Source organism: Salirhabdus sp. Marseille-P4669 (assembly GCF_900240405.1).
GTDB lineage: Bacteria > Bacillota > Bacilli > Bacillales > Alkalibacillaceae > OEQK01.
The window spans coordinates 183,277-196,105 of the sequence record NZ_OEQK01000008.1 but is presented as its reverse complement, the minus strand read 5'-3'; the positions used below and the strand labels follow the sequence as shown (position 1 = coordinate 196,105).

Sequence of the window (12,829 nt, the reverse complement as noted above, 5' to 3'; positions counted from 1 at the left end):
GAACTTATATCTACCAAGTTTACCTTATTGTGGAGCTTTAATTCTGTATTTTTATAGTATGTTATAATATAAAAATAACTTTAATTATAGATTAAGAGGAGGAATACACCATGCGCAATGCTATCAATTCCCCTTTTAGGTATGCTGGTGGAAAGTATTATGCTCGCAAATTGATTTTAGAACATATACTTCCTCACAACTATTATATAGAACCATTTGTGGGTGGGGGTTCAATCTTTTTCGCAAAAGAGAAGGTTCAAAATAGTTGGTTGAATGATCTAGATGAGGACTTAATTAATACTTATATTCATATAAGAGATTACCCAGAGGAATTAATTAATTTTTTAAAAGGTAAGCCTGCATTGAAAGAATTACATGCATATTATAAAAATGATTACGTCCCACAAAGTGATTTAGAACGTGCTGGAAGATGGTATTACCTAAATAGAACATCATTCTCCGGTATTATGAATAAACAAAATTGTTACTGGGGGTATGATGATAAATATAGTAAGAGGCCTGAAAACTGGCCAAAAGCAATAAGAAGTGCTTCGGAAAAGCTTCAGGGTGTAAAAATTACTAAATTGGATTTTGAAGAAGTTATATCGAATGTGCCAGATAACTCATTTCTGTTTATTGATCCACCATACTATAATGCTGATCAAGAAAAATTTTATACTTGTGGTTTTAATAAAATAGATCACTTAAGATTAGAAAAGGTATTAAGAAAACATAGTGGGAGAATTAAGTTTTTACTTACTTATGATAATACTTCTGAAGTAAAAGAATTATATCATTGGTGTTATGAGCCATTAGAGCGTGAATGGAACTATAAAATAAATAGGACAGACAATCAAAAAAAGTGTGTAGGAAAAGAAACCACCGTAATAACCAAGGGTAAAAGGTATAAAGGTAAGGAAATTTTTATAACTAATTTTGAAACTTTTGATGAATTAGCTATAAATAATAATTAATTAATAAAAGGAAAAATAAGCGGTGATTATTTCATCGCTTATTTTTCTTAAACAGTGGAGAAGAATTAGTTAGAAATTTTATCTCGTGCAAACTTACTTAAAATTGTCGAACTTGGATGGTTTGACAATGATACAAGTTTATTAACTAGTGCAATAGGAATTAAACCATTTTCATACATATCACATTTTAGTAACTCAATATTTTGTAATATTGTTTTTGCATTTTTAAAGTCCCCAAAATTCGGATTCAAAACTACATCTGATCTTTCTGTAGGTAATGTAATTACATATACTCTTCCATCTATAGCTTTAAAAATTAATTTAGAACTATAATAAGAAGTTGAGCCGTAAGGTTTAGCATCATTTGCTTTTCCTGGTGTTATGTATTTATATATATAATCATTATCTAAAAGTAATGCTTCTCTTTCTCCTAACTTATTAGAAATTTCGTGTGCGTGTTCTACAAAAAGTCCACTTTTTTCTAGACCAGCTAAATTAAGTGCATAATTTTTGTGAAGATAGTTAATGAGAGTTCTCATAGGTTTATGGAGATTAGCTGTTTGTCCAAAAAAAGCTAATGGACCGTCTTTTAAGAATAAAGTTTCTTCTAATAAAGAGTTTTTAATCTTGAGCATTATACGTATTAGGTGAATAAGTATAAACTGTTCTAAAAGTGATGTTAAATAACCCAAAATTCCAGAGGCACCTAACTCATTATCAATTGCTTCGTGTAATCTAAAAACATCTGTTAGAAATATTTTTGATTTACATTCATCATTTGGGCAAATATACGTATAATTATAATCCATTTTGCTTTTTTCAAGTTTAATATTTCTATGTCCACATTTTGGACAACTTGCTAAACTCCAGGCGTCTTTTTGCTCACTATTATACTCTTCAAAGATAAACCACTTTAATGTTTTTATAAATCTATCATTTTTATCATTAAATGGTTCATTTACAAAAAAGTCATATAGACTTTTTCTAACTGAATCTATCAAGTCTAATTCTGTTTCAAGCGTTATATTCTTAGTAGGTAATGTGAATTTAAACCGCTGTATATTCTTCAGCTTAGATATGTCTTGTGGGTCAATAAATGACTTATTGGATATTTCATTTAAGTCTTCTGTATTAAAAATAAGTGCTCCAAATTGAAAAAAACTTATTGTAGAAGATGGGAACTCGGTTTTTACTTTTAACTCTGTATATCCCCCATCAATAGCAACTATATTTTTTATTTTGTTTTCTTCAGGCATTTGTAATTTAATTAATTTATGTTTACTTAAGCTAATATCCTTTGCGCCTTTAGGAAGGCTACAACCTTCTAAAAAACTTTTTACAGATAATTCGTTAATTATATTACTATGAGATGTTTTACTAGCGTATTCATTTGGTCTTCTACCTGCTCGACTCATATAACCCATTATTCATACTCCTTAGAGGCACTGAATCTATCAATTTGCACAGGTACTACAAATGGATTAGAGTATGTTTTCATCCTTATAAAGCCTTTGTCACTTTCTGAACTGAATTTTAATAAACTATCAGTAAAATCCCTAAAATCATAATACTTCCTTAATTCTTTTAACTCATCTTCATTATTTAAATGTGCTATAAACCAATTTTGTGTATTTTTTAATATATTTGTGCTTATTGAACTAACTTCTTGTGTAGCATAAATCATACCAAGATTCAATTTTGCACCTTCTTTTGCAATACGGTTATATATTTGACTTAAGTCTTTATCATCCTTTTTTGGGAATAGATTGTGAGCTTCTTCATAGTAGAATTGCACAAAATTATTAGGTTTGTTATCAATAAATCTGTTCATCGAGTCTGAAAAAATATTTTTACAAATTCTTTCAGAATATAGATTTTGAATATGAGGATCCCCCTGAGATAAATCAATTATTACAATTTTTCCATTTCTTAATGACTCTGTTATTTCTACTTGAAATGGCTTATCGACAGTATCAGTATGTAGTTTTCTAATGTTGTTTAATTTTCTATAACCACTAATCGTTGGAGCTTTTCCAGGAGTCTTTGTCCTAGTCAGAAATATTAATAAAGCTTTCAAATCTTCATCGGCCCATTCATGCCCTTTTTCTTTTTTATAGTTTGTAAAGTAGTCATCATTATAATTGTCCCAAATTGTTGAGAACCAATTAGATGCGTCTTCTAAAGAAATACCTCTGTCTGGATTTATCTTCCCATCTTTTTGAACCATTTTATTTAAAGCATCATTACCTTTAAATTTTATTTTGTGATTTTTTGGTGGTTTGAACCCAGCTCTATATAAACAACATAGGTAAGCAGCTTTTTTTCTTTCATATCTAGTAACTGCACTAAAATCTGATTTATCGTCTGGTTCATTAAGATCAACAGCCTTAAAGCTATTTACATAGTCACTACTATCAGTATCAAGATGCGAAATAACTAATTCAAATCCAGGTAATATATCTTGATAGAAATTTACTTTCATAACTTTAAAATTAGGTTTATTTAAGACACTGTATCTTACGACTTTTTCTTTATACAACTCAAAAATTGCTGTACCTTCATCTTGCATATTTGCATTGGCATATTCACCATTTATATCAAAAATTAACTGGCCTGCAGGATATTTAGGACTTCCATCTTCGCAAAAAGGATCAAGTACGTTATCCCCTTCCTCTAGGGATTCTTCTAATTTATAAGGTGCATAATTACTAATTTCAACAGTTGCCTGAATAATCTTTTTAACTGTATTAGATTTTCCTGTTCGGGTCATTCCAAACAATGCAGTTCTTTTTCCGAGAAAGTCTTTAGGTGTAACATATACAGCAGCATCTTCTAAATTTTCCTGAAATCTCGAGCTAGAACTAAAACGCACCTTGCCGATTTTTACATCAGATGCCCCACCAGGGACGCTATTGCCATCGCGAATATTAGCTATTACTTCTAAAACATTTTTACTAGGCTTATAAATACTATAGTTATGTGAACTATAAAAATTTTCTAAATCGGCACCAAATTTTATATTACCTAGATTATCTTTATAAAAAGTACCTAGTATACTACATTCAATTCCAGAAAAACTAAACTCATATCTAGTAAAATCGTCTAATTGTGTATCTTTTCCACTTGTTTTTAAGTTGTCCTTATAATACTCGATCATAGAACTAATTACATCGTTATCGGTCGGTAATTTTGTTGGTTTTAACACGCGTAATAGAATGGCTTCCTGAACATCAGGTTCATTTTCATAAAATGCTAACAAGAATGTACCTTGTGGTATGCCGTTAACTCGTTGTTTCCAGGAATCGGCGACTAGCAGAAATGCTTTATCATAATCTAGATAGAAAGGTCTCCCAACAAAATACTCAGATTTCTTTGCTTCTTTAAAAATATCAACGTTAGCAATATTCTTAATTGTATTCTCTATGCTTACCATCGTTCACACTCCTTTAAATAAATTGTCAAGATTTTAATTTTAATGCATAACATTTCAGAAATTCCTATTCATAACTTCTCCTTTCTATCTAAATATAAGGGTATTTATTTTACCAAATTATAACACTTTAAAGATATTAATGGAATATTGAGAAAATAATGTATGCTTTGAAATTTATAAGGATCATTATCTTAATGTTAGTCAAGAATTAAAAAATAAAACTTATAAGGGGTTATAAAATGGCTAGTATACAAAAAAGAGGCAACACATATCAATACACTGTGAGTCGTATGGTTAATGGGAAATCTAAACCTATCCGTAAAGGTGGATTTAAAACTAAAAGGGAAGCTAAAATAGCAGCTGCTGAAATTGAGTTGCAATTAGGTAAAGGTTTAATAACTCATTTAAAACCTATCCCTATTGATGAGTATTTTGATAAATGGGTCAAGCTTTATAAATCAAATTTACAAAATACTACCAAACGTCACTATGCTTATACATCCAAAGCGATAAAGGATTTTTTTGGTAGTACTCCTATACAAAATATAAAACGCCACGATTATCAAATGTTCCTGAATGAATTTGGTTCTAATAAAGCAAAAGAGACTGTTGGAAAGGTGAATTCACATATTCGGGCTTGTGTGAAGGACGCAATTGAAGAAGGAATAATAAAGCATGATTTTACGAGAAAGGCCACTTTAATATGGACAGTACCAGCAAAAAGACCTAGTGAAAAACACTTAAACTATATGGAAAGCCAACAATTAATTAAAGAAATACACAATAGACTATTACTAAATTTAGGATACTATTTATTATTACTAGGCCTAACATCCGGTATGAGATTTGCTGAAATGATAGGGTTAACAAGAAAAGATTTTGATTTTATGAGTAACACGATAACAGTAAATAAAACTTGGGGTTATATGAAACGGTCCTCACATAATTTTAATCTGACTAAGAATGATCAATCGATTCGCAAAATTAAAATAGACATGGCAACTATGAATTTATTTAAACGGCTTTTTGAAATTCAACAAAGTAATGAATATGGCTTAGTTTTTTATGTAGAAAAATCCAAATACAAGGTAATTAGTAATACAAACGCTAATAAACTTCTCAAAAATACATTAATCGATCTTGAGATAGAACCAATTACTATACATGGATTAAGGCATACGCATGCGAGTATCCTGCTATATAAAAATGTTTCTATTTATTATGTAAGTGAAAGGTTGGGACATAAAGATATTGAAACTACTTATAAGTATTATGCCCATATTATTAAAGAATTGCGGAAAGAGGATGAACTAAAAACTATAAACACTTTTGAAGGAAAGCTTGTGTAAAACATGTGTAAATTTATTTTAAATTTTAAAAAGGTTGATACAACAATATTTGAAACGAAAAACAGTTTATCCTACATTAATTTTCCATTGTAACTTTATACAAATAGTTATAAATTATAAATATAGGCAACTATAAATCGTGTGGACCAATACATAATTAGCATTGATTAAATATATAAGAAATCCTTTAGTATCAGCCGGTGTGGCGGAATTGGCAGACGCGCACGACTCAAAATCGTGTTCCGTGAGGAGTGTCGGTTCGAACCCGACCACCAGTATCTTCGAATTGAATATAAGAAATAAAAGAATTATTAAGACGCCAAAGCGTAGTGAAATTAACGTTTTGACGTCCTTTTTTACGTGTAGTGACATCAAGATTAATCGATACTTTTATATACTTTTTTACAGTTATTATTTAACGTTCGACAATACTTGGTTAGGAAAGAAAGTCGTTCACAACTTATTATGAAGTCAGTATCCAGCCGGACTCATACCAATCAGTCTTGTTACAACTTGAAATGCGCGTATTTTATTGGATTATTGCAGATGAATTGAGCCACATATGCGGAGTTTTGGGCCACTGAATGCGGATATGATAACCTTTATGTAATGGGCGACTTATTATGAAGGAGACGGGGCAGACGGAAAAGATGGAAGTTATTGTTTCAAAGCATCGGAATGGGGCAGCTGGGGCGGTGTATTTGGAGTTTGTTTAAAGAAAAAATTTGTGTGTTATACTCTATGTATAGAACAGTACATATAATGGGGTTAAATAATGGGGAAATTTATTGGAAGAGATATGCTTTTAGATCATCTTGATCAGGTATCAAGGATTACTAAGAATGAAATGAAGGGTCTACAAGGTGAAATTGCCGTTGGAGATCTTCTAACAAAATACTTACCAGATGATACTTATATTATTGCACAACCAGTTATTGGAAAATATGAGCCGGATTTTCTGGTGATTTCGCCACGTTACGGATTTAGGTTAATAGAAGTGAAGAATTGGTCAATAAATTCTATAAATAACATTACTTCAAATGGAAATTTTAGTATTGCAAGTGATAAACAAACTCCCTTAAGCCAATTGAGGAAACATGTTGATAATTTGAAAAGTTATTTAAATGACAACTTTCCACACTTAGGGAATTATCATACGTATATAGGTTATGTAAATATCCAATATGGATTTACTAAAAGGGAAATAGACGAATTCACTAATGAATGGAGTGCAGTGGGTAAAAGTGACTTTTTAAAGTACCACATTTTTAGTGATGAGCTAAACGGTCAATTGGATGAAAGGTTAAAAAATGCAACTAAGTTTAAATCTAGTAAAATCCCTATAAAACATATAGAGGATATAGTTAAAAGTGTTAGGATATCCAATAGAGTTCTTACAGAGAGTGACATAAAAATACTAATACAATCTGAACAGATAGAACAAAATGTAAAAGAATTAAAAGAGATGAACGAGCAGACTAAAAAACTATTGAAAGAAATTCAGTCAAATAATGACGAATTTTATTCTCATGGTTCGAATAAAAATACAAACACTAGAAACGCACCAAAAAAAGGTAAACCTTGGTTGTGGGTTATTGGAATTATTGTTTTTGTAATTTTGATTGCTGGTTTTAGTATATTCTACTTTAATGATAAACACGAAGCTAGAGGTAATAGTTCTATAGATTCTAGCTATTATAATGATGGGATATATACAGATCCTCGAAAAGCGCTTAAAAATAAGGATAATGCACTCAAAGTAGAGGCTAAAGTAAAATCTTTCTATTATGATGAATCAAGTGGTAATAAATTTCTTAAGTTAGAGTCGAATGGATTTACTTATGCTGCTATTATATATAAAGGAACAAAAACTCCTTACATCAATGAAGGAGATACGTATATATTTTATGGTTTGACGCAGGAATATAATGGTGAAATGGAGCTTAGAATAAACAATATTGAATAAAATGTATAAATTATCGATATTGTAAAATAGGTGTCAGGTACTAAAAGTAGACCAATGTCTCTTTCAGGTTCCTGACACCTTTTCTTATCCTTTCTAGATTTATCATCTAATATATGTAAGAGAGCCAAAATTCAAGTAAATCCATTTTTAAAGTATTACAGTGTTATAATTTAATGTAATAAGTTCTTTTTTGGAGGTGCGCTATGAATGATATTGTGAATACTCAAAAAGAAAAATATAAAGCATGGGTTACGGAAAATCTAGGTGAAAAAACAGGTATATGGTACACGCCATATCTTGAAAAACTTGGCCAACTATTAGAAAAGTTTGGATTGGCTAGTGGTTATAATGTAAATTTCTTTGATTATCAATCATATTCGGAATTTAAAAATATATATCAACAAATGACAGAACAAAGTGATGAAGCTATTGAGAGATTAATAACGGGTAAAAGTACTCCTAGATATCCAGAAAAATTTGGTGCGACTAGAATTCATTTTCGGAAAAAATATGCGGAAGAAGAATATAATCGCGGTGTAAGAAGTAAGCCTGATAATATAGGTGGGATACCTGACTGGGGCGTTTTAATGCGTTCATATTTAATTTTCTTATATTATGATGAAAATCCTACACTAACTTATCCTAAAAAAGAGAAAAAAATTGCAAATCATGAAGATGAAATTGATAGCAGTATTAATTATTGGGTAATTTCACCAGGTGAATCATCGAGATTATGGGATCAGTTCCACGCAGAAAGTATGATAGCGCTTGGTTGGGACTATTTAGGGGATTTAAAACACTATGATTCAAAGGAAGCAGTCGAACGAAAAATAGCTGAGCAAAGAGCGGATGGGGTGCGCCCAGTCAATGATACAAAGGCTGTGTGGGATTTCTATCGTGAAATTCAAACTGGGGACGTAGTATATGTGAAAGAAGGAATTAAGAAAATCCTAGCACGCGGAGTTGTTACGGGAGATTATTACTTCGATGATGAAGCATCAGAGTATAAACATAGAAGAAAAGTAGATTGGCTTCAAGCTGGAAAGTGGGAACTACATCAGACTTTTGCTCAAAAAACGTTAACATGTCTAAATCCCTATCCAAGTTTTATAAAAGAAATTGATCAAGTAATGAATGAAGATTTTATTGATCAAAAAAATGCTGAAGTAAATGAATTTCGAAACTGGTTATCCAATCAAGTTACCGATACAGGAGTTAGTTTGAATGATAAAACAGTTACGCAAAAAGTAAATGCGTTAAAGGATATGGAGAGCCATTTTGATGCCCTAATTTTTGGTGAAACAGATATTGAGCAATTAAAACGGTTTAAAGATGTTGTTAAATCTGCTGAAACATACAAGAGGTATAAAGGCGTATCGGCTAGTTCCATTGACTACTATATTCGTTTTATTGAATCTAAACCTACAGTACAAGAAAACGAATCCTTTACGATGGATGATTTTCTTTCGGATGTTTTTATTGAGAAGAAGGAGCTTATACGTCTAATTTCTCTACTTGAAAATAAGAAGAATCTTATTTTGAAAGGTGCACCAGGAGTAGGTAAAACGTTTATTGCCAAACGTTTAGCGTATGTAATGATGGAAGAAAAAGATGAAACGCGTATTCAAATGGTTCAGTTCCACCAAAGCTATAGTTATGAGGACTTCATTGAAGGGTTCCGTCCAAAAGCTGAAGGCGATGGATTTGAGCTGAAACAAGGTCCATTTGTGAAATTTGCTAGAAAAGCAGCACGAGATCCTGAGCGAGACTACTTCTTTATAATTGATGAAATTAATCGTGGGAATATGAGTAAAATATTTGGGGAATTAATGATGCTTGTCGAAGCGGATAAGCGAGGGGAGCAAATCAATCTACTTTATTCTAATGATAAGTTTTCTGTGCCATCGAATTTATACATTATTGGAATGATGAATACGGCTGATAGAAGCTTAGCTTTATTAGACTATGCTCTTAGAAGAAGGTTTTCTTTTTTTGAAATAAAACCAGCGTTCCACAATGAGACATTTAAGTCGTATGTAAAAGAATTAAACAATCCAGAAGCTTTAAATCGTATCATTGATGAAATTCAAAACTTAAATATTCAAATTGTTGAAGAGCTTGGGACAGGCTTTCAAATTGGGCATAGCTACTTTGTAGGTGATGCTTATAAAGTAAATACTGCAAATCGTGTAGAGGAAGTAATCGAATATGAAATTATTCCACAGCTATTCGAGTATTGGTTTGATGATGAACAGAAAGCAAACCATTGGGCTGACCGACTAAGAGGTTGTTACGATGGAGAGAAATAATAAAATTCCTATTCGTAATATATACTATATGCTTTCTTACGCATATCAAACGCTAAATATTTCCGAGTATAAGCAAATCGGAACGGAAAGGTTTGAGAACGTCAAAGAACTTTACGCAAAAATTTTATCCATTGGTATACCTGTTTTGATTCGCGGAGGATTAAGTAAGGATTATATTAGTGTTGAAGAAACTTCCAATGTTATGAAAGGTAAAATTAATATCAATTCTACAATAAAGCAAAATTCATTAGTACATAAGAAAATGGCAGTAATTTATGATGAGTTTTCTGAAAATATAATGTTAAATCAAATTATTAAAGCGACACTCGTTTATCTTTCGCGCTCCAATAATTTAAGTAAAAAAATGCGTAGACTATTTTACAGTTTGTTGCCTTATTTTTCGGAGGTATCCGATGTAGAGCTAGATTTGAAACTTTGGAAAAACGTTAAGTATAACCGCCAAAACGTTCGCTATCAATTTATTATAGACGTGTGTAGATATCTTTATGAGCAGTTATTATTTGATGAAAGCTCTACATCTCAAATGATGAAAGAGGTTCAAGAAGAACAAAGATTATCCTCTTTATATGAAAAGTTCATCTATGCCTTTTTTAAACGTGAAACGAAATATATTGTAGCCCATCCACAAATTCAGTGGGGTGTTGATGATGGATTCACTGATGCACTACCGATTATGCAAACAGACCTTGTACTTCAAAAAGATAAAAAAACATTAATTGTAGATGCGAAATTTTATTCTGAAAATATGGCAAGAAGGTTTGAAGGTGGAGCTGCAAAACAAAAATCTGGTAACCTCTATCAAATATTTACATACATAAATAATTGGAAAAAAGAGAGGGATGAAACGGTTGCAGGTATGTTACTTTATGCGAAAACAAACGCATTAAATCAACCCAACCATATTTATCACATAAAAGGTAATCAGATTTTTGTTGTATCTCTTGATTTACGACAAGATTTTAGCGGCATAAAGAAAAATTTATTAGAATATGCGAATAAATATTTTGGATCTTGATCTTACTGTATAAAGTTTTAATAATGCGAAAACTACTCATTACTAATCGTGAAACACGATTTGCTTCGGGGATGGCCTGTGTTCATGTGGAAGTACATTTGTAAAACGCAATGGCAAATATCGTACTCGTCAACGCTATTTATGTAAGGATTGCAATAAGTCATTCAATGATATCAGGAATACTCCATTCGCAGATTAACGATACCCTAAAAATATATCGAACTAATGATGGATTCCCTCAAAACAGTGAGGTTAATTGTTTAAAGAGATGTCGGAATACTTTTCATATTTTTGCTTTTCAATGTTTAGTTCATATACTCTAATAAAATTCACTTCAAAATTGGGATATGGTGTCAATTCTTTGTCCGCTAATTTTTCCATTTCTTTTAGTTCCTTTTTAGAGAGTCCAGTAGAAATGTTTCCACCGTATTGTTCTTTCCCGAGAGTTAAGTGAGGTACAAATGCATCAAGTTCAAAATACTTTTTTATTAAGTCATCTGACGGTGAAATCTCTTGCACTATTTCTTGGTGCAATTTTGTTAAATTGTTTGAGTTAACACTCACATATAAAATGTTATTACCAAAATACTTTGGCTTATCTAATGACACTTGAAAAGGTTTGAAAGTGTCACAGACTTTCTGCACTTTGTCTATCCATTTTTTATCTGGAGTTAGTCCCCCTTGTGCTTTCAAAGTTATGTGAGGTTCTACACCCGATTGTTTAATCCAATTACTTTGAAAATGCTCAATTCGTTCTAAATATTCTTCTGGTGGGACAATTCCTATAAAATACTCCACTTTCATTCTTTTTCACTCCTATTATTGACAGTTTTAATAATTCTACCAGAAAATTCTAAACACACAAATATATTATGTGAGAAACAATAATCTTTGAGAAAACAGCCTATCTTTATACGAAAAATCCCTCAAATCATCTCTCGGGGGATTTTTTCTGCTGAAATTTCTAATAATGATCTCTTCATCTATTTCCTTAAAAACAAAGAAAAGAAACTAACACACCAAAAAAACTGATGCAATTAATAAATTCCATCAGTTTTTTCTTTTACTCCATTCTAATTAAAATAATAAAAAATAAAACCATTCCACTATTTTATATAAGTAAACTTTACTTTTATTAAAATCCAGTTTATAATCTAATCCAAGAGGTGATTATCATGAAAAAAGATTTTGGTGATTCGATATCAAATAAGGTTTATGAATATCGTGTACTTGCGAGATTATCTCAAAAGGAACTAGCAGAGAAGGTCGGGGTTTCCAAACAAACAATCTTCGTAATGGAAAAAGGAAATTATGTACCGACTCTGCTGTTAGCTTATCGAATTGCCGAGTTTTTTAATGTTGATGTGAACGATATTTTTACTTATGAGAAAGGTAGTGATGCAAATGACAATTAATTTCACGGAAATCTCGAATACAATTTTTAACCCGTTAAAGTCTTGGGCTGAACAATCTCAGGGAAATTGGAATGTACTAATTGTTAGTGGTTTCATATTAGTATTTGTTGGAGTCATCCTAACCCTTGTATTACAGAAAAAAATGGGGAAAGCGGACGAAAGAACAAAGCATATATCATTAAATAGTGCAATGATTGTGTTATATGTAGTGATTTTATGCGACTTGATTTTTCCGAAAGAATATATGTGGCAAGTTTTCTTCTTATTTAAATATGCTTTTGCATTCCTCGCTTCCGCAATCTATCTCGCTGTTCGGTACAAAAAAGACTTCTTTTAACGAAACAGGA

At 31.2% G+C, this 12,829-nt stretch carries 11 protein-coding genes, 1 tRNA gene and 1 pseudogene; 10 read left to right on the top strand and 3 right to left on the bottom strand.

All coding sequences use genetic code 11. The annotated features are described in order from the left end of the window. Positions 1 to 110 precede the first annotated feature (110 nt). Positions 111 to 974: a DNA adenine methylase gene (locus tag C1A05_RS15560; RefSeq protein WP_102029163.1), complete on the top strand. Its 864-nt coding sequence runs from the start codon at positions 111 to 113 to the stop codon at positions 972 to 974. A gap of 65 nt (positions 975 to 1,039) precedes the next feature. Here C1A05_RS15560 and C1A05_RS15555 read toward each other — a convergent pair whose 3' ends face one another. Beyond that, complete coding sequence (locus C1A05_RS15555; RefSeq protein ID WP_102029162.1) at positions 1,040 to 2,398, bottom strand: DNA double-strand break repair nuclease NurA; 1,359 nt, start codon at positions 2,396 to 2,398, stop codon at positions 1,040 to 1,042. Beyond that, complete coding sequence (locus C1A05_RS15550) at positions 2,398 to 4,407, bottom strand: ATP-binding protein (protein ID WP_102029161.1); 2,010 nt, start codon at positions 4,405 to 4,407, stop codon at positions 2,398 to 2,400. Before C1A05_RS15550 ends, C1A05_RS15555 begins: the two co-directional genes overlap by 1 nt. Before the next feature lie 239 nt (positions 4,408 to 4,646). Between C1A05_RS15550 and C1A05_RS15545 the strand changes: the two genes are divergently transcribed. From C1A05_RS15545 to C1A05_RS15520, 7 genes and pseudogenes are all read left to right on the top strand, one after another. Next, complete coding sequence (locus tag C1A05_RS15545) at positions 4,647 to 5,756, top strand: site-specific integrase (protein WP_102029160.1); 1,110 nt, start codon at positions 4,647 to 4,649, stop codon at positions 5,754 to 5,756. 196 nt (positions 5,757 to 5,952) lie between these two features. Continuing rightward, positions 5,953 to 6,034, top strand: a tRNA-Leu gene (locus C1A05_RS15540). 345 nt (positions 6,035 to 6,379) lie between these two features. Beyond that, positions 6,380 to 6,472, top strand: coding sequence for a DnaB helicase C-terminal domain-containing protein (locus C1A05_RS18370; protein WP_234998593.1), 93 nt, complete (start codon positions 6,380 to 6,382; stop codon positions 6,470 to 6,472). A gap of 59 nt (positions 6,473 to 6,531) precedes the next feature. Beyond that, complete coding sequence (locus C1A05_RS15535) at positions 6,532 to 7,722, top strand: nuclease-related domain-containing protein (RefSeq protein WP_102029159.1); 1,191 nt, start codon at positions 6,532 to 6,534, stop codon at positions 7,720 to 7,722. 203 nt (positions 7,723 to 7,925) lie between these two features. Beyond that, a complete protein-coding gene (locus C1A05_RS18215; protein ID WP_200816512.1) occupies positions 7,926 to 10,031 on the top strand; it encodes an AAA family ATPase in 2,106 nt (701 codons plus the stop codon). Then, positions 10,018 to 11,067 (top strand): 5-methylcytosine restriction system specificity protein McrC, encoded by a 1,050-nt coding sequence (locus tag C1A05_RS15525; protein ID WP_102029158.1) that lies wholly within the window; start codon positions 10,018 to 10,020, stop codon positions 11,065 to 11,067. The genes C1A05_RS18215 and C1A05_RS15525 overlap by 14 nt, the downstream gene beginning before the upstream one ends. A gap of 41 nt (positions 11,068 to 11,108) precedes the next feature. Then, positions 11,109 to 11,260 (top strand): annotated as a pseudogene (locus C1A05_RS15520) (transposase); the annotation flags it as partial. A gap of 59 nt (positions 11,261 to 11,319) precedes the next feature. Here the strand turns inward: C1A05_RS15520 and C1A05_RS15515 are convergent. Next, on the bottom strand, positions 11,320 to 11,871 hold the full coding sequence (locus tag C1A05_RS15515) for a 2'-5' RNA ligase family protein (protein ID WP_102029157.1): 552 nt from the start codon (positions 11,869 to 11,871) through the stop codon (positions 11,320 to 11,322). A 371-nt stretch (positions 11,872 to 12,242) separates the two neighbouring features. On the opposite strand from C1A05_RS15515, the gene C1A05_RS15510 reads away from it, so the two are divergent. Both C1A05_RS15510 and C1A05_RS15505 read left to right on the top strand, forming a co-directional pair. Further along, a complete protein-coding gene (locus C1A05_RS15510) occupies positions 12,243 to 12,482 on the top strand; it encodes a helix-turn-helix transcriptional regulator (RefSeq protein WP_102029156.1) in 240 nt (79 codons plus the stop codon). Beyond that, positions 12,472 to 12,819, top strand: coding sequence for a DUF2178 domain-containing protein (locus C1A05_RS15505; RefSeq protein ID WP_102029155.1), 348 nt, complete (start codon positions 12,472 to 12,474; stop codon positions 12,817 to 12,819). Before C1A05_RS15510 ends, C1A05_RS15505 begins: the two co-directional genes overlap by 11 nt. The last annotated feature ends 10 nt before the right edge of the window (positions 12,820 to 12,829 follow it).